This is a genomic window from Azoarcus sp. L1K30, assembly GCF_018122735.1.
In the GTDB taxonomy this organism is placed as follows: domain Bacteria; phylum Pseudomonadota; class Gammaproteobacteria; order Burkholderiales; family Rhodocyclaceae; genus Parazoarcus.
Genome location: NZ_JAGRRD010000001.1, coordinates 2,086,009 through 2,102,567 on the forward strand (window position 1 = coordinate 2,086,009; position 16,559 = coordinate 2,102,567).

Here is a 16,559-nt window from a genome sequence, read left to right on the forward strand (position 1 = left end):
ATGATCAGGTGCACGTGCGCATCCAGCGCGCGGCATCGAGGGCAAAGTAAGTCAGGATGCCATCCGCACCGGCACGCTTGAAGGCCAGCAGCGCCTCCATCGCGCTTGCCCGCCCATCCAGCCAGCCGTTGGCAGCCGCAGCCTTGAGCATGGCGTACTCACCACTGACCTGGTACACGTAGGTCGGCACCTGCAGCTCGGTCTTGACCCGACGCACGATGTCAAGGTAAGGCATGCCGGGCTTTACCATGTACATATCGGCGCCTTCGGCGATATCCAGTGCCACTTCGCGAATGGCTTCATCGCTGTTGGCCGGATCCATCTGGTAGGTATGCTTGTTGCCCTTGCCCAGATTGCCGGCGGACCCGACTGCATCGCGGAACGGGCCGTAGAAGCTCGACGCGTACTTCGCCGAGTACGCCAGTATCCGCGTATGAATGCGGCGGTCGGCATCGAGCTCGGCACGAATCCGTGCCACCCGTCCGTCCATCATGTCCGATGGTGCAACGATGTCGGCGCCGGCTTGAGCGTGGCACAGCGCCTGCTTCGCCAATGCCTCCAGGGTCTCATCGTTGAGCACATAAGCGCGAGGATCGGCCGGATCGATCAATCCGTCCTGACCGTGGCTGGTGTATGGGTCGAGCGCCACGTCGGTGATCACGCCAAGATCGGGGAAGCGTGCCTTCAGCGCCTGCACCGCCTGCGGCACCAGGCCTTCGGGGTTCCATGCTTCTTCGGCGGCAGCCGACTTGCGGCCGGCATCGACAACGGGAAACAGTGCCAGTGCGGGCACGCCCAGCGTCTGGGCCTCCTCGGCAACGCGCAGCAGGCCGTCGATCGTTACACGCGACACTCCGGGCATCGACGTCACCGGCTCGACCCGCCCCGCCCCTTCAAGGACGAACACCGGGTAGATCAGGTCGTCCGTCGTCAGCACGTTCTCGCGCATCAGGCGACGGGAAAAATCATCACGCCGCATGCGCCGCATGCGGGTGGAAGGAAAGTTCGAATTGACTGGCATGTCAGGTCCGGCAGCGTTGATTCGGAATGTTGAATGATCGGGCAAGGCAATCACGAAAAATTAACACACGGTAACGTTTGCCCGCGGGAACTTCGCATGGTGGAGAATATCTGAAGCTGAAGATGGTGATGAACCATCTCCCGCTTCACCTCCCTGAGCGGGGCCTCTTCACATGGAGGCTTTCACCCCCGGCCTCCCCCTTCGCCGGGGGTTTTTGTTTGTGCAGGCGAACCATCGGCCGCGGACGAAGCGGCGTCGGGCGCATCCATGCCCAGCCAGCCCGAGACAATGCGTTCGCACTCTTCGACACCCGTCTTTTTCAGGCTCGAAAACAGCTGTGCCGTGACTTGGGGGCCGTAGGCCGCCAACTCCTTGCGCACCGCGATCAGCGTTGCGGCGGCCGGACCACGCGAGAGCTTGTCGCTCTTGGTCAGCAAGACATGGATGGGTCTGCCGGAGGGCGCGAACCAGCCGATCATCTGGCGATCGAGGTCGGTCAATGGCCGCCGGGAGTCCATCATCAACACGAGGCCGATCAGGTTCTCGCGCTCTTTCAGGTAGCTCTCGATCAGCCCGCCCCACTCGCGACGAATCTTCTCCGGCACAGCCGCATAACCATAACCGGGAAGATCGACGAGGCAGGCGCCACAGTTGAGCCGAAAGAAATTGAGCAACTGGGTGCGCCCCGGCGTCTTCGACACGTAAGCCAGCCGGACATGTCCAGCCAGCGTATTGATCGCACTCGACTTTCCGGCATTGGAGCGCCCGGCGAAAGCGATCTCCGCCCCCTTCGGCGGCGGCAGGCCGGACGGCTTGGCGATCGAGATTTCGAATTGTGCGTTGCGGAAAATAGGCATCTAAATGGGGCTCAAAGGCCATTGGACTGGGTAAAAACCCTCATCGCATCGCGCAACGGGGGTTTCGTGATATAGAATACCGCGTTTTGGGACATTCTCACTTACGGCTTTCCGAGGACATCATGATCAAGCGTTCCCTGCTGCTCTCGCTGCTGCTGGTCGCAGGCAGCCTCCAGGCTCAGGATCAGGCACCCGACCTGGCCAAGGCAAAACAGACTGCAGAGACAGTCTGCGCGGGCTGTCACACCGCGGACGGCAACAGCCAACTCCCGGCTTACCCGAAGCTCGCCGGTCAGCACAGTGACTACCTGTTCAAGCAACTGCGCGAATTCAAGGGTTGGGACGGCAAGGCACCGGTACGTGAAAACGCGGTCATGGGTGCCATGGTCGCAGCGCTCGACGAAGCCGACATGAAGGCGCTGGCGGTTTACTTCTCATCGCAGAAGCTGCAGCCCGATGTCGCCAAGAACCTTGACACGATCAATGCCGGTCAGCAGATCTGGCGCGCGGGCATCGCGGCAAAGGGCGTTCCCGCCTGTGCAGCCTGTCATGGCCCCGCCGGTGCCGGACTGCCCGCGCAATTCCCTGCACTTGCCGGCCAGTTTGCGGAATACACCGACACCCAACTCAAGAGCTTCCGTGACGGCGGACGTGCAAACGACCCGAACTCGATGATGCGCATGATTGCGCTCAAGATGACCGACAAGGAAATGAAGGCCGTGGCTGACTACGCAGCCGGCCTGCGCTGAGCACGACCGACGGTGAATACGAAGGGTGGCGTAGCCACCCTTTTTTCGTGCACCGCGCGTGCGCGCCGATGATCTCTTTCAGCGACGGCCCCGCGCAAGCCGATCGAGTTCGGCCGCGCTGAATCCGGCGGCAAGTCGAGCCTCACGATGAAGCGGCGCCTGTGGCCACGGCGCGTTGAAGCGCTCCATCAACTCGAGATAGACCGCCTCCGCATCCAGCCCGCGCCGGGCACAACAATCGCGGAACCAGTAATCGCCGATCGCCACATGCCCAACCTCGTCGCGCAGGATGACATCGAGCACCGCGACACTCTCATCATCACCGATGCGCCTCAGCTTGGCGACGATCATCGGCGTCGCATCGAGCCCGCGCGCCTCCAGCACGCGCGGCACCAGCGCCATGCGCGACAGCACGTCATCTGCAGTGCGGCACGCCATGTCCCACAGCCCGTTGTGCGCCGAAAAGTCGCCATAGCCATGACCCAAGGCATGAAGACGCGCCTGCACCAGTTCAAAGTGAGACGCCTCCTCCGCGGCAACATGGATCCAGTCGCGGTGAAAGGCGGCCGGCATGCTGCGGAACCGATGCACGCAATCAAGAGCAAGATTGATGGCATTGAATTCGATATGCGCGATCGCATGCAACAGCGCGGCATGACCTTCCCGGCTGCCGATGTGTCGGCTCGACAATGCCTGAGGCGCAACCAACTGCGGCCGCGAAGGGCGTCCGGGCTCGGCTATGGCACGCGCATCGTCGCCCCCCTCAAGAACGTCGAGTGTGCGGGCAATCCAATCATGCCGCAGCGCGGCTGCCGCGGCACACTTGGCGACGGGATCGTCGATCATCAGGGCCGCCAGCGCGGCATCGTGCACATTCCGGATCATGCGCCGCATTCTAGCGGCAGCCGGTGGCCGCATGTTCGCCAAACGTCGGTTAGATCCGCCGCCCTGAACCTCGATGTGGTAAAAAAGGAGTCTGCATTACGCATCGTTACCGTCACTCCGGATTGTGCAAATGACTCAGCCAAAGCCCCCTGAAACATCGCCGAAGACTTTCCTCGGCGTCGAGCAGGCACGCAGCGCCATTCTTGCGGCAATTGCGCCGATCGTCGGCTGGGAACGCGTGGCCGTGCGGTCCGCACTGGGCCGTGTGCTTGCGCAGGATGTCATCGCGCCGTGTAACGTGCCGGCACACGACAACTCGGCAATGGATGGATACGCCGTACGTGCGGCCGACCTCGCCGCGAGCGGTGACACCACATTGACGGTGGTGGGAACCGCTTTCGCCGGACGCCCCTTCTCCGGCATCGTCGGCGCCGGACAGGCGATCCGCATCATGACCGGCGCAGCCATTCCGGAGGGCGCCGACACGATCGTCGTGCAGGAGGTCACTCGCGTCGAGAACAAGCAGGTCATCATTCCGCCCGGACAACGCGCCCTACAGAACCTGCGCCGCGCTGGCGAAGATCTCGCGCTCGGCGGCACGGCATTGGCGGCAGGACGACGTTGCGGTCCGGCCGAACTGGGCCTGATCGCATCGCTCGGGATTGCCGAAGTCACGGTATACCGCCGCCTCCGGGTGGCCTTCTTTTCCACGGGCGACGAGATCGCCTCGATCGGCCGCCCGTTGGCGCCCGGCGAGGTATACGACAGCAATCGCTACACCCTCTTCGGTGCGTTGCAGCACCTGGGCTGCGAGCTCATCGACATGGGCGTCATCGCCGACGATCCCGCCGCACTCGAGGCCGCTTTCGACGACGCCTCGCGGGCTGCCGATGTCATCATCACCAGTGGCGGCGTATCAGTCGGCGAAGCCGACTTCATCCGCGAGATGATGAGGCGGATGGGCGAAGTGGCGTTCTGGAAACTGGCCATCAAGCCGGGCCGGCCGATGGCCTTTGGCCGCATCGGCAAGGCCGTGCTGTTCGGCCTGCCCGGCAACCCGGTGGCCGTGCTCGTTACCTTCTACCAGTTCGTTCAGGACGCACTGCTCAAGCTCATGGGGGTTACGCCCCTGCCGCCGGCCGAGCTGTTCGAGGCCAGCTGCACCGAACCCATCCGCAAGCAAGCAGGACGCTGCGAGTACCTGCGCGGCCGACTGAGCCGCGAGGACGGGCAGGTACACGTTTCACCTGCCGCCGCGCAAGGTTCCGGCATACTGCGTTCGATGTCCGAAGCCGACTGCTTCATCGTCCTGCCGGAGGAGTGCACGGGCGTGCAGACCGGCGAACGGGTCCTGGTGCAGCCTTTCCACGGACTCGTGTAACTCTTTTCAACCTCATCTCGGAACATTCATGACTCAGGACGAACTCAAGAAGGCAGCCGCGCTGGCGGCGCTCGATGAAATCGAGGCTGGCAGCATTGTCGGCGTCGGTACAGGCTCGACTGTCAATCACTTCATCGACGGCCTTGCCACGCTGAGCGATCGTGTTCGCGGTGCCGTCTCCAGCTCGGAAGCCAGCTCCAAGCGACTCGCTGCGCATGGCATTCGGCTGTTCGGCCTCGACGAAGTGGACGAGATTCCGGTATACGTCGATGGTGCTGACGAGATCGACGGCAATTTCTGCATGATCAAGGGTGGCGGCGGCGCGCTGACGCGGGAGAAAATCGTCGCCGCGGTAGCACGCCGTTTCGTCTGCATCTGCGACGCCAGCAAGAAGGTCGCCACGCTGGGCCGTTTCCCCTTGCCGATCGAAGTCATTCCGATGGCGGCCCCCCAAGTGACGCGCGAGATCGTGCGCCTCGGGGGCAGACCGCAACTGCGTACCGGTTTCGTCACCGACAACGGCAACCTTATCATCGACGTGCACGGCCTGTCGATTAGCGACCCGGTGGGGCTCGAGGAGAGGCTGAACCAGATCGTCGGCGTGGTCACCAACGGCCTGTTCGCGCGCCGTGGGGCGGACGTCCTGCTGCTGGCGGGCGCCGGCGGCGTCGAGCGTCAGGTTCGTGACTGAAACAATACTTTAATTTTCGCCTGCTAGCCTATCCCCTTCCTGGATCAAGCCATGCTCAAAATGACCGAACACACCCACAAGCAGTTCGACACCGAACTGGAAAAAATCCGCACCGGCGTGCTGCAAATGGGCGGACTGGTCGAAACCCAGGTTGCAAATGCGCTGGAAGGATTGAAAAGCGGCAATGTCGCATTGCTCGACCGCGTGATCGACGGCGATCACCGCATCAATCTGCTCGAGGTCGAGATCGACGAAGAGTGCAGTCAGATCATCGCCAAGCGCCAGCCCGCGGCGGTCGACCTGCGCCTGGTCATGACCGTGATCAAGGCCATCGCCGATCTCGAGCGCATCGGCGACGAAGCGAAGAAGATCGCCAAGGCGGGCAAGCGCCTTCACTCCGGCAACCACCCGTTCTCGATGCGCATCGATCTGAGCCACGCCACAGGGCTCGTGCTCGACATGCTGCGCAGCGCGCTCGACAGCTTCGCCCGCGCGGACGTGTCGAACTGGACGGCCATCACCGCCCAGGACGAGGAGGTGGACGCCAACTTCAAGGGCACGATGCGCCAGTTGATCACATTCATGATGGAAGATCCGCGCACGATCTCCAGCAGCCTGGAAGTGCTCTTCATTGCCAAGGCGATCGAGCGGATCGGCGACCACGCCAAGAACGTTGCAGAATACGTTGTCTTTCTGGTCCAGGGCCGGGATGTGCGCTATGCCAAGTCGGCAGCGGCTGAAGGCGTCAAGCGCGACAGCTGAGCAGCATCAGCATCAATCGAAGAAAGGGGATGGCCCGCCTGCGCGGGCCATCCCCTTTCCGTTTCGTCACATCCGGCCGCAAACCGGGCCGGAAGGCTGCCTCAGTTCGCTGGCGGCACGTAGCCACCAATCTGGTCCGCGCCGCCTTCGAAGAAATGCTTCTCCATCTGCTCGGCCAGATACTTGCGCGCTCGCGCATCCATCAGGTTGAGACGATTCTCGTTAATGAGCATGGTCTGATACTTCACCCACTGCTGCCATGCTTCCTTCGACACACTGGCGTAAATCCGCTTGCCCAGTTCGCCCGGCACCGGCGGCAGGTCGAGGCCTTCGGCTTCGCGGCCCAGTTTCACGCAATTGACCATACGGGTCATCGTTCAATCCTCTTTGCAATAGTCGGGTTGGTCGGCAATTCACGCCTCCATTCTATCAGCCTGCCGAAGCCGGGCAATTGCACGCGCCCACAGACCGCGCGTCAGCTTCAGCCGTCTGCCAGCGTCCACCGGTTGCGCCCGGCCTTCTTGGATCGATACATCGCACGATCCGCCGACGCCATCAGCGATTCCACGTCGTGCGCATGAAGGGGGAAACAGGCAGCACCGATGCTGGTAGTCACGCGGGCATCCTGCCCGGCGAAGTTGAATTGCAGCGCTGACACGCCTTCAAGCAATCGCGTGGCAAGCTCCGACAGTGCATCGGTGCTCGCGTCGGGCATCAGTACCGCGAATTCGTCACCGCCGAGACGGAAGAACATCTCGTTGCGACGCACGACCCGGCGCAGGCTTTCGGCCAGTCCGACAAGCACCTGGTCTCCGGCGAGGTGACCGAAGCGGTCGTTGATGGGCTTGAAGCCATCCAGATCAAAGGACAGCAAGCCAACGGTGGACTGCCTGCGCTCCGCATCGGCGAGCAGGCGATCGAGCTCCTCATGAAACCGCCGGCGATTGAACAGGTTGGTCAGCGGGTCGCGCTCGGCCAGCGCAACGAGTTGTTCGGCCACCTGACGCTGCTCCGTCACATCTTCGTAGATCCACACTCGACCGATGCCTCGCCCGTCGAGATCGCCTTCGACCACAGCCGAGATGTCGGTAACAATGCGGCCGTCCTTGAAGTGGAACTCGTAGGGCTCACTTACCTGGGGCCTTCGTATGACGGACTCGACATGCGCGAAGTAGTCTTCGGGGGCAACGAGCAACGGTGCGATCGTATTCTGCAGAACGACATCCCGCACGCCAATCAGGTTTTCCCCTTGCGGATATGACCAGAGTTTGAGCATCGCGCTGTTGTAATAGAGCACACGATGATCACGATCGATGAACAGGATCCCGAGCCGTATCACGTTGAGCAGCGCCGACAGGCGATGACGTTCGTCATTGCTTCGCTTGAGGTAATGCTCCCGCAATGCTTGCGCCCGGCGCAGCTCGGCAACCGTCTCGAGCAGGGTATATTCGGTTTCCTTGCGGGCCTGGATGTCCTCGGCCGACATCCGCACTCCCAGAACGCCCCCATGGGCATCACGCAGCGCGCGCCAGTGGCACGCCACCCAATTGATCTTGCCGTCGTCACGCAGCAGGCGAAGCTCGAAATCGCGCCCCTCCCCAGTCGCCAGCACCTCGCTCATCGTGCGCCGGCAGTAGGCAAGATCGGAAGAATGCACCAGCATGGCCAAGGCATCGTCTGCACTCAGGTAAAGCGCCGGGAGGCGTTCCGTAAGACGCTCTACGGATGGGCTGATCCAGCGTAGCTGACCATTCCCTGAGAAAAGTGCCTCAACCCCGTGAATGCCCGCAGCAACACTGCGCAGCAGCGCAAGCTCGTCGGCCTCGGCTGCCGTCGATGTCGATACCCGATCGCCAATCCAGCGGCGCAAGCGCGGCAACAGATTCAACACACGCTCCCAGTTGTCCATTCGGCTGAACGAAATCCCGCGCACCGGATTCTCATAGCACCTTCACGAAAACCTTCGAGCGACGCTGAAGATTGTAGAGATCGCGCTTGCGCTGTGGCAGCGCCTCGGGCCCGATTTCGCTGAAACCACGTTCCCTGAACCAGTGCGCTGTCCGGGTGGTGAGCACGAACAGCCGCTCCAGCCGCTGCACCCGCGCACGGCGCTCGATGCGCTTGAGCAGCTGATCGCCCAGACCCGCACGACGATACTCGGGCACGACCGCCAGGCATGCGAGCTCGGCTGCGTTATCCTCGGTAAACGGGTACAGCGCCGCGCAGCCGACCAGCATGCCGTCATGCTCGACAACGGTAAAGCGCTCGGCCTCCTGCTCGAGCAGTTCGCGGCCCCTGCGCACCAATGTACCGTCCGCTTCCATGGGCGAGATCAGCGAAACCAGTGCAGCCACATCGTCGATGCTCGCTTCGCGCAGGCGGAACAGGGCATCGCGCGACACCACGGTGCCGACACCGGAGTGCGTGAAGAACTCAAGCAAGAGCCCGCCATCCTTGTCGCGGTCAATCAGATGGCACCGTGCGACGCCCTTGCGGACGGCGCGGATTGCGCACGGCAGGTACAAGTGCAGGTCTTCGGTCAGGCCCTCACCTGCGTCGAAATGGCGCTGCGCCTCATCGGCCGTAACGGATTCAATCAAGCCGCCCTCACCATCTAGCAGACCGGGCGCATCGCACAGATAGATCAGTTTTTCGGCTTTGACCGCAATGGCAACCGCCTCGGCGACTTCCTCCATGCACAGATTGAAGATCTCGCCCGCCGGCGACACTCCCAAGGGCGTGATCAGAACCACATTCTGCTGATCGAGGTCGGCATTGATTTCATCGGCGATGATCTTGCGCACCGCCCCGGTAAACTGGAAGTCCACCCCGTCGACCACCCCCACCGGACGTGCCGTGATGAAGTTGCCACCGGTGACGCGCATGTAGCTACCTGCCATCGGCGTATTGGGAAGCCCCTGCGACAACAGCGCCTCGACCTCGAAACGCGTGACCGCCATGGCTGCCTTTACGCATTCGAGAGCATCGGGATCGGTAACCCTCATGCCGTTGTAGAAACGCGACTCGAGACCGCGGCGCGACATCTCGGCATCGATCTGGGGGCGGGCGCCATGCACAAGCACCAGGCGAATGCCGAGGGCCGCTAGCAGATTGCAGTCGTACGCAAGCTTCTGCGCCAGTTCGCCACCGGCCACCTCGCCCCCGAAACCTACGACGAAAGTCTTGCCGCGAAAGGCATGGATGTAGGGCGCAGCACCACGCACCCAGGCGACAAAATGGGCCGTCGAGTCGACACTCGCCACCGCCTGCGCGACCGCGCCGGTTTCGGAGGACTTTTCAGGGACGGGCACATCGCTCAAGAAATCACCGCTCGGTTAAGGCGGGCAGCCAGCAGGACGTCTGCTGCCGCGCGTTTGTCATGTCCGGATTCTAGCGGAAGCGGAGCCGCAATTTCGCACCGGCCCGCTCGATCCGAAGTGCAACATTGCGTTTCGCCACCTGTCTCAGTCGCTCCGGTTGCCCCGCTACTTCGCCAGTGCAGCCTCCAGCGCCTCGCAGACGGTACGCAGAATCTTGATCCGGGCATAGAGTTTGTTGTCCGCCTCCACAAGCGTCCACGGCGCGATTTCGGTACTCGTCCGGTCCGCCATGTCGCATACCGCTTGCGCATAATCGTCCCAACGCTCACGGTTACGCCAGTCCTCCTCGGTGATCTTGAAGCGCTTGTGTGGTTCGGCCTCGCGCGCCTTGAAGCGAAGCAGCTGCTCGTCCTTGCTGATTGCCAGCCAGAACTTGACCACTACGGTCCCGGCCTGCACCAGTTGATCCTCGAAATCGTTGATCTCCGCATAGGCACGCATCCAGTCGGCCTCGGAGCAATAGCCCTCCACCCGCTCCACCAGTACCCGCCCATACCAGGAACGGTCGAAGATCACCACCTTGCCCCGTGCCGGCAGGTGACGCCAGAAGCGCCAAAGGTAGGGCTGGGCTCTCTCCTCCTCGCTCGGGGCTGCGATCGGAACGATGCGGTACTGACGCACATCGAGCGCCGCGGTGATACGTCGAACGGCGCCGCCCTTGCCGGCGGCATCACCCCCCTCGAAGACCAGCACCAGCGCGTGCTGACGAAAGGCCGCTTCACGGGTCAGCAGCGCCAGTCGCCCCTGGTAACGCTCCAGCAGATCCTCGTATTCCTTCTTCTCCATATCCTGCCGCAGCTTCAGACTGTTGAGCAGGTTCACCGAATCGATGGCTGGCGGCAGCGGCGCGGCGGTTTTGCGCGGCGCCCAGTGCTTCTGCGCAATGTCGAGCCGCTTGCGCAGCGCATCGAGCAGTACGCGGCCGACGAACAGCGCGCGAAAACGCGGATCACTACCATCGACGATCGTCCACGGGCTGTCTCCGGTGCTGGTCAGGCGCAAGGCCCGGCGGGCCACATCCCGGTAGCGATCGTACTGCTCGTAGAAATGCCAGTCGCGCTCGGTCACCCGCCAACGCGTCTTGGGGTCTTTCTCGAGATCCTTGAGACGTTTCTTCTGTCCCTCCTTGGACAGGTGAAACCAGAGCTTGATCAACAGCACGCCCTCATGGGTGAGCATCTCTTCGAAGCGCCGGATTTCGTCGATGCGCTGGTCGAAATCCGCCTTCTTGCTGCTGCGCTCCACGCGTTCGCGAATCGGATCGGTATACCAGTTGTTGAACAGCACCCCGATCTTTCCCTTTGGGGGCAGCACGCGCCAGAAAGGCCACATGAACGGTCGCCCCGCGGCCCCTTCGGGCGGGCCGTCGAAGGCCCATGCCTCGATGTGGCGCGGGTCCATCCATTCGTTGAGCAGATTGACCGTTTCCCCTTTGCCCGCGCCATCGATTCCGTTGATCAACACTACGACTGCAAACTGCTTGAGGTCGAGCAACTCGAACTGCGCATCGAGCAGCGCGGCACGCAGTGGCGGCACCGCCTCTTCGTAGGTCGCCTTGTCCGTGCTATGGCCCAACTCGGCAGATTCGAACATTCACCCTCCCTTCGCGAACATGGTCAATCCTGACTTTGGTCTTGTCGGTCGCACGCTGCGCCGACTTTCGGCACACGCTCAGAAATCTCCCCAGCGCGCCTGGATCGCGGCGACCGCGGCCAGTCCCGCCGTCTCGGTTCGCAGTATCCGCGGCCCCAGGCCCAGTGCAATGGCGCCAGCTCCTTGGCAAACGGCAAGCTCCGCGTCGCTCCACCCCCCTTCGGGGCCAATCAGCAAATGCATCGCCCCCTCCGGCGGCGACATGGTGCCAAGCGTGTGTGTCGCACCTGGCGCCAGCACCACCTTGGGCACCGCGCTCCAACCCTCGAGATAGGCGCTCAGCGTCTGCACCGGCGTGACCTCGGGCACCCGGTTACGCCCGCACTGCTCACAGGCGGCGACCGCAACCTGCTGCCAGTGTGCCTGGCGCTTCTGCGCACGCTCGCCCGCGAGCCGCAGGACCGAGCGCTCGGCCTGCACCGGGATCACACCTGCGACACCGAGCTCCACCGCCTTCTGGATGATCCAGTCCATCTTGTCGCCACTGGCCAGCGACTGCACCAAGACGATCTCCAGCGGCGACTCGCGGCTGATCGAGCGTCGCTCGCCAAGCACCGCGAAACCGCGCTTCCCGCGTATGTCGAGCCGCGCAGCCACCTCGCCTCCAGAGCCATCGAACAAGACCAACGGGTCTCCATCGCTCAGACGCAGCACGCGCAGCGCATGGTGGGAAACGGCCTCGGGCAGGGGCAACTCGCCCCCCTGTGGCAGGACACCGGGAAAATGAAAGCGTGAAATCATCGTAAGATTATAGGCATGCACGTTCTACGGCGGTGCATCGCAGCCGCAGCGGAAATGCGCTTTTCTGCGCAATATGCACGCAACCGCCAATGAAACAGCCGCCAACAGCCCCACGGAGTGCCTGAGATGCCGACTGCAGCACAACGCCTGGCCCGCGCCCGCGCCCTCGAATCGCTGGTGCGTGAGATCGCACGCGACGAAATTCTGCCTCGATACCTGAAATCCGCGCGCAACCGCAAGGCCGACGGCAGCTTCTTTACCGAGGCCGACCTCGAGTCCCAGCGCAGATTCAGCGAGGCCTTGCCGCAGTTGATGCCCGGCCCGGTGCTCGGCGAGGAGATGAGCGCTGAGGAGCAGGCCCGTCTGTGGAGCGAAGGACGCCGCGGTCTGTGGTGCATCGATCCGATCGACGGCACGACGAATTTTGCCAACGGCATTCCCTTCTTTGCCGTGTCAATCGCCTATCTGGTCGACTACGAGCCGCGGTTCGGCGTTGTGTACAACCCGATTGCCGACGAGAGCTTTTACGCCGCCAAGGGCGCCGGCGCCTTCCTCAACGGCAGCGAACTCCCCTTGCGCAGCGGCACGCTACGCCTCAAGGACGCGGTTGCCGGTGTCGACTTCAAGCGTATCAGCAACCACCTTGGCGATGAGCTCGCGGTGCGCCCGCCCTATTATTCGCAACGCAATTTCGGTTCAAGTGCGCTGGAATGGTGCTTCGTCGCCGCCGGTCGCCTGGATGTCTACCTGCACGGCGGACAGATGTTGTGGGACTACGCCGCGGGCCATCTGATCCTGCAGGAATCGGGCGGAGAGGCGATGGCGCTGGATGGCGGTACCCTGATGGCCGGCCCGGCGGTCAAGCGCGGGGTCGTCGCCGCAGCGAGCCCCGCACTTTTCAACGAGTGGCGCACTTGGCTCCAGGCCCACTCCTGAACCAGCAGGCCTGCCGCAGATGAGCAAGGTCAACTCTGCACCGCACCATCTCGCGCTATGATTGATGCGAAACGTCTTTCTGGCCGCCATCATGTCAATGCCTTCATCGTCTCCCGCTGCGCAGGATGCATCGTCCGAGCAGCGGCGCTACCACCGCGTGCGCGAAATTTTCGACGAAGCCTACACGCTGTTCGCGCCTTTTTTTGCGCGCGAAAGCCGCTGGGCGAACAGCACGCTGGATCATCTTGCCTACCGCGTCGCGCGCGAACGCTATCCGGAACTGTCGGCAGCGGAAGTGCATGTCCTCGTCGTCGCCTGCGCGCGGGCGCACGCCGCAGCCGATCGCAACAAATGACTGGCCCCTTCGACACGCGGGCGCCTGCCTATACCTGCGCGCAGAGCACATCATGTCCCTGAAACATCCAATCATTGCGGTGACGGGCTCCTCGGGTGCGGGCACCACGACGGTCAAGCACACATTCGAGGCCATCTTTCACCGCGAGAACGTCAACGCGGCCATTGTCGAGGGGGACAGCTTTCATCGCTTCACCCGCGCCGAGATGAAGTCCCTGATCGAGGAAGCCGAGCAGGCCGGCGAACGCGGCGTCAGCCACTTCGGCCCCGAGGCCAACTTGTTCGAAGACCTCGAAAACCTGTTCCGGGCATACGGCGAATCGGCGACTGGTCGCCGGCGCTACTACATCCACAACGAAGCCCAGTCGATGCAATGGAACCTGCCGATGGGCAGTTTCACTACCTGGGAAGACCTCCCGGTTGGCACCGACTGTCTGTTCTACGAGGGGCTGCACGGCGCGGTGGTGTCCGAACCGGTCGACGTATCGCGCCATGTCGATCTGCTGATTGGTGTGGTACCGACCATCAATCTGGAGTGGATACAGAAGATCCATCGCGATACCCGGGTGCGCGGCTACTCCGCCGAGGCAGTGCAGGACACCATCCTGCGCCGCATGCATGACTACGTGCATTACATCGTGCCGCAGTTTTCCCGCACCCATATCAATTTCCAGCGCGTCCCGGTCGTCGATACGTCGAACCCCTTCATTTCGCGCGATGTGCCGACGCTGGACGAGTCGATGGTCGTGATCCGCTTCAAGGACCCGCGGGGCGTGGACTTCCCCTACCTGCTGCGGATGATCCACGATGCTTTCATGAGCCGCGCCAACACCATCGTCGTCCCCGGCGGCAAGCTCGACCTTGCCATGCAGCTGATCCTGACGCCGCTGATCTGGAAGCTGATGGAGCGTCGCCGGCAATGGGTCTGAGACACACCCGGTCGCCGGCGAATGCGCAGCCAGAGCACGACAGCGCGTAATCCGGCATCCCGGATCATGCCGCCTCGCGTCCCGAAACAGGCCGGTGCGGCACCACGATCGGGCGCGGCACTACCAAACACCTCGTCTTTTCGGCGATAATTCGCGTTTTTTCCAGCCGCCCCCTCCCGGCTTCGAGGAAACCATGTCGCAGTCCAGAAACGTCACCCCCCCGGTTTTCAACCCCATCACCGGTGCGATTCGCGCGCTGGCAATGGATGCGGTACAAAAGGCCAATTCTGGCCATCCGGGCGCGCCGATGGGCATGGCCGAAATCGCCGAGGTTCTGTGGCGGCACCATCTCAAGCACAACCCGTGCAATCCGCAGTGGGCCGACCGTGATCGCTTCGTGCTCAGCAACGGCCATGGTTCGATGCTGATCTACGCCCTGCTCCACCTCACCGGCTACGATCTGCCGATCGAGGAACTCAAGCGCTTCCGCCAGTTGCACAGCAGAACCCCGGGACACCCCGAATACGGCTACACGCCGGGCGTCGAGACCACCACCGGGCCACTCGGCCAGGGCATCACCAATGCGGTGGGCATGGCACTGGCTGAAAAGGTCCTGGCGGCAGAGTTCAATCGTCCCGGTCACGACATCGTCGACCATCGCACCTATGTCTTCCTCGGCGACGGCTGCCTGATGGAGGGGATCAGCCATGAAGCCTGTTCGCTCGCCGGTACCTGGGGGCTGGGCAAGCTGATCGCCTTCTACGACGACAACAACATTTCCATCGACGGCCATGTCGACGGCTGGTTTACCGATGACACCCCCAAGCGCTTCGAAGCCTACGGATGGCAGGTGATCCGTGATGTGCAGGGCCACGATGCCGCCGCCATCGACGCGGCGGTCCGTGCCGCCCAGGCCAATACGAAGCAGCCGACGCTGATCTGCTGCAAGACCGTCATCGGCGCGGGCGCACCTAACAAGCAAGGCGGGCACGACGTTCACGGCGCACCGCTCGGTGCCGCCGAGATCGAAGCCGCCCGTGCCCATATCGGCTGGAACCACGCGCCGTTCGAGATTCCGGCGGAGGTGTATGCAGCCTGGGACGGTCGTGTCAAGGGCGCGTCCGCAGAAGCCGGCTGGAACGAGCGTTTCGCCGCCTATGCTGCGGCCTATCCGGAGCAGGCGGCGGAGTTCCGTCGCCGTGTGATCGATAAGGCACTGCCGGCGGACTGGTCCGCCCACGTCGACAGCGTGATCGCGAAGATCTGCGACAAGGCCGAAACCATCGCCACGCGCAAGGCAAGCCAGAACAGCATCGAGGCGTTTGCGCCGAAGCTGCCGGAACTGATCGGCGGCTCGGCCGACCTGGCGGGCTCCAACCTCACGCTGTGGTCCGGCGCCAAGGGCGTCAGCCGCAACAGCGGCGGCAATTACGTGTACTACGGCGTGCGCGAATTCGGCATGGCTGCGATCGCCAACGGACTCAGCCTGCACGGCGGCCTGATCCCTTACACCGCCACCTTCCTGATGTTCAGCGAATACGCCCGCAATGCGCTGCGCATGGCGGCGCTGATGAAGCTGCGGCAGGTCTTCGTATTCACCCACGATTCGATCGGCCTCGGCGAAGACGGCCCGACCCACCAGCCGGTGGAGCAAACCGCCACGCTGCGCCTGATTCCGAACATGGATGTGTGGCGTCCGTGCGACACGACCGAGTCTGCCGTGGCCTGGGCCTGCGCGATCGAACGCAAGAACGGTCCCTCCGCGCTGTGCTTCTCACGTCAGAACCTGCCCTTCCAGGCGCGCAATGCCGAGCAGATCGCCAACATCCGCCGCGGCGGCTACATCCTCGCGGAAGCGGCAGGCGGCAAACCACAGGCCGTGATTCTGGCAACCGGCTCGGAGGTCGCGCTGGCCATGGCGGCGCAGCAGTCATTGCTCGACAACGGCATTGCGGTCCGCGTGGTATCGATGCCGTCGACCAACGTCTTCGACCGCCAGGATGCAACCTATCAGGCACAGGTACTGCCCACCGGGGTGCCGCGCATCGCGGTCGAAGCCGGCGTCACCGACGGCTGGCGCAAGTACGTCGGTCTCGAAGGCGCGGTGATCGGCATCGACAGCTTCGGCGAATCGGCGCCGGCCGGCGAGTTGTTCAAGCATTTCGGCATTACCGCCGAGGCGGTCGTGGGCGCAGTGAGACAACGCCTCAACTGATTACG

16 protein-coding genes are annotated in these 16,559 nt (G+C 63.1%); 8 read left to right on the forward strand and 8 right to left on the reverse strand.

The window, feature by feature from the left end:
* Positions 1-4: 4 nt before the first annotated feature.
* Together hemB and yihA are read right to left on the reverse strand one after the other, a co-directional pair.
* A complete protein-coding gene (gene hemB / locus J5J83_RS09520) occupies positions 5-1,021 on the reverse strand; it encodes a porphobilinogen synthase (protein ID WP_212348414.1) in 1,017 nt (338 codons plus the stop codon).
* 182 nt (positions 1,022-1,203) lie between these two features.
* Complete coding sequence (yihA, locus tag J5J83_RS09525; RefSeq protein WP_212348417.1) at positions 1,204-1,878, reverse strand: ribosome biogenesis GTP-binding protein YihA/YsxC; 675 nt, start codon at positions 1,876-1,878, stop codon at positions 1,204-1,206.
* Between the two features lie 122 nt (positions 1,879-2,000).
* Here yihA and J5J83_RS09530 point away from each other — a divergent pair, with 122 nt between their 5' ends.
* Complete coding sequence (locus J5J83_RS09530; protein ID WP_212348419.1) at positions 2,001-2,627, forward strand: c-type cytochrome; 627 nt, start codon at positions 2,001-2,003, stop codon at positions 2,625-2,627.
* Between the two features lie 78 nt (positions 2,628-2,705).
* Here the strand turns inward: J5J83_RS09530 and J5J83_RS09535 are convergent, their stop codons facing one another.
* Complete coding sequence (locus J5J83_RS09535; RefSeq protein ID WP_349251879.1) at positions 2,706-3,545, reverse strand: ferritin-like domain-containing protein; 840 nt, start codon at positions 3,543-3,545, stop codon at positions 2,706-2,708.
* 97 nt (positions 3,546-3,642) lie between these two features.
* On the opposite strand from J5J83_RS09535, the gene glp reads away from it, so the two are divergent.
* The 3 genes from glp to phoU are packed head-to-tail and all read left to right on the forward strand — an operon-like array spanning position 3,643 to position 6,346.
* Positions 3,643-4,893 carry a gephyrin-like molybdotransferase Glp gene (glp, locus tag J5J83_RS09540; RefSeq protein WP_212348426.1) on the forward strand — a complete coding sequence of 417 codons (1,251 nt, stop codon included), beginning with the start codon at positions 3,643-3,645 and terminating at the stop codon, positions 4,891-4,893.
* Between the two features lie 28 nt (positions 4,894-4,921).
* Positions 4,922-5,584: a ribose-5-phosphate isomerase RpiA gene (gene rpiA / locus J5J83_RS09545; protein ID WP_212348428.1), complete on the forward strand. Its 663-nt coding sequence runs from the start codon at positions 4,922-4,924 to the stop codon at positions 5,582-5,584.
* 60 nt (positions 5,585-5,644) lie between these two features.
* The gene (phoU, locus tag J5J83_RS09550; protein ID WP_212352941.1) at positions 5,645-6,346 is read left to right on the forward strand and encodes a phosphate signaling complex protein PhoU; all 702 of its coding nucleotides are present in this window, start codon (positions 5,645-5,647) and stop codon (positions 6,344-6,346) included.
* A 101-nt stretch (positions 6,347-6,447) separates the two neighbouring features.
* Here phoU and J5J83_RS09555 read toward each other — a convergent pair whose 3' ends face one another.
* The 5 genes from J5J83_RS09555 to J5J83_RS09575 form a co-directional block, all read right to left on the reverse strand.
* Positions 6,448-6,720 carry an oxidative damage protection protein gene (locus J5J83_RS09555; protein ID WP_212348431.1) on the reverse strand — a complete coding sequence of 91 codons (273 nt, stop codon included), beginning with the start codon at positions 6,718-6,720 and terminating at the stop codon, positions 6,448-6,450.
* 107 nt (positions 6,721-6,827) lie between these two features.
* Complete coding sequence (locus J5J83_RS09560; RefSeq protein WP_349251880.1) at positions 6,828-8,279, reverse strand: diguanylate cyclase; 1,452 nt, start codon at positions 8,277-8,279, stop codon at positions 6,828-6,830.
* A 7-nt stretch (positions 8,280-8,286) separates the two neighbouring features.
* Positions 8,287-9,609, reverse strand: coding sequence for an amino-acid N-acetyltransferase (gene argA, locus J5J83_RS09565; RefSeq protein ID WP_212352954.1), 1,323 nt, complete (start codon positions 9,607-9,609; stop codon positions 8,287-8,289).
* A gap of 222 nt (positions 9,610-9,831) precedes the next feature.
* On the reverse strand, positions 9,832-11,319 hold the full coding sequence (pap, locus tag J5J83_RS09570; RefSeq protein WP_212348434.1) for a polyphosphate:AMP phosphotransferase: 1,488 nt from the start codon (positions 11,317-11,319) through the stop codon (positions 9,832-9,834).
* A 78-nt stretch (positions 11,320-11,397) separates the two neighbouring features.
* Positions 11,398-12,120, reverse strand: coding sequence for a 16S rRNA (uracil(1498)-N(3))-methyltransferase (locus tag J5J83_RS09575; protein ID WP_212348437.1), 723 nt, complete (start codon positions 12,118-12,120; stop codon positions 11,398-11,400).
* A gap of 126 nt (positions 12,121-12,246) precedes the next feature.
* Between J5J83_RS09575 and J5J83_RS09580 the strand changes: the two genes are divergently transcribed.
* The 4 genes from J5J83_RS09580 (at position 12,247) to tkt (ending at position 16,554) form a co-directional block, all read left to right on the forward strand.
* Positions 12,247-13,056: an inositol monophosphatase gene (locus J5J83_RS09580; RefSeq protein WP_212348440.1), complete on the forward strand. Its 810-nt coding sequence runs from the start codon at positions 12,247-12,249 to the stop codon at positions 13,054-13,056.
* Positions 13,057-13,147: 91 nt separating this feature from the next.
* Positions 13,148-13,411: a hypothetical protein gene (locus J5J83_RS09585; RefSeq protein ID WP_249115666.1), complete on the forward strand. Its 264-nt coding sequence runs from the start codon at positions 13,148-13,150 to the stop codon at positions 13,409-13,411.
* Between the two features lie 52 nt (positions 13,412-13,463).
* Positions 13,464-14,339, forward strand: coding sequence for a phosphoribulokinase (locus tag J5J83_RS09590; RefSeq protein ID WP_212348443.1), 876 nt, complete (start codon positions 13,464-13,466; stop codon positions 14,337-14,339).
* Between the two features lie 193 nt (positions 14,340-14,532).
* The gene (tkt, locus tag J5J83_RS09595; RefSeq protein WP_212348445.1) at positions 14,533-16,554 is read left to right on the forward strand and encodes a transketolase; all 2,022 of its coding nucleotides are present in this window, start codon (positions 14,533-14,535) and stop codon (positions 16,552-16,554) included.
* Positions 16,555-16,559 lie beyond the last annotated feature (5 nt).

What these genes read in the sequence shown, in the direction of transcription:
- rpiA (WP_212348428.1), top strand. Translation starts at nt 4,922, where the DNA reads ATGACTCAGGACGAACTCAAGAAGGCAGCCGCGCTGGCGGCGCTCGAT.
- pap (WP_212348434.1), bottom strand. Translation starts at nt 11,319, where the DNA reads ATGTTCGAATCTGCCGAGTTGGGCCATAGCACGGACAAGGCGACCTAC.
- hemB (WP_212348414.1), bottom strand. Translation starts at nt 1,021, where the DNA reads ATGCCAGTCAATTCGAACTTTCCTTCCACCCGCATGCGGCGCATGCGG.
- J5J83_RS09580 (WP_212348440.1), top strand. Translation starts at nt 12,247, where the DNA reads ATGCCGACTGCAGCACAACGCCTGGCCCGCGCCCGCGCCCTCGAATCG.
- J5J83_RS09590 (WP_212348443.1), top strand. Translation starts at nt 13,464, where the DNA reads ATGTCCCTGAAACATCCAATCATTGCGGTGACGGGCTCCTCGGGTGCG.
- glp (WP_212348426.1), top strand. Translation starts at nt 3,643, where the DNA reads ATGACTCAGCCAAAGCCCCCTGAAACATCGCCGAAGACTTTCCTCGGC.
- tkt (WP_212348445.1), top strand. Translation starts at nt 14,533, where the DNA reads ATGTCGCAGTCCAGAAACGTCACCCCCCCGGTTTTCAACCCCATCACC.
- phoU (WP_212352941.1), top strand. Translation starts at nt 5,645, where the DNA reads ATGACCGAACACACCCACAAGCAGTTCGACACCGAACTGGAAAAAATC.
- J5J83_RS09575 (WP_212348437.1), bottom strand. Translation starts at nt 12,120, where the DNA reads ATGATTTCACGCTTTCATTTTCCCGGTGTCCTGCCACAGGGGGGCGAG.
- J5J83_RS09585 (WP_249115666.1), top strand. Translation starts at nt 13,148, where the DNA reads ATGTCAATGCCTTCATCGTCTCCCGCTGCGCAGGATGCATCGTCCGAG.
- J5J83_RS09555 (WP_212348431.1), bottom strand. Translation starts at nt 6,720, where the DNA reads ATGACCCGTATGGTCAATTGCGTGAAACTGGGCCGCGAAGCCGAAGGC.
- yihA (WP_212348417.1), bottom strand. Translation starts at nt 1,878, where the DNA reads ATGCCTATTTTCCGCAACGCACAATTCGAAATCTCGATCGCCAAGCCG.
- J5J83_RS09535 (WP_349251879.1), bottom strand. Translation starts at nt 3,545, where the DNA reads ATGCGGCCACCGGCTGCCGCTAGAATGCGGCGCATGATCCGGAATGTG.
- J5J83_RS09530 (WP_212348419.1), top strand. Translation starts at nt 2,001, where the DNA reads ATGATCAAGCGTTCCCTGCTGCTCTCGCTGCTGCTGGTCGCAGGCAGC.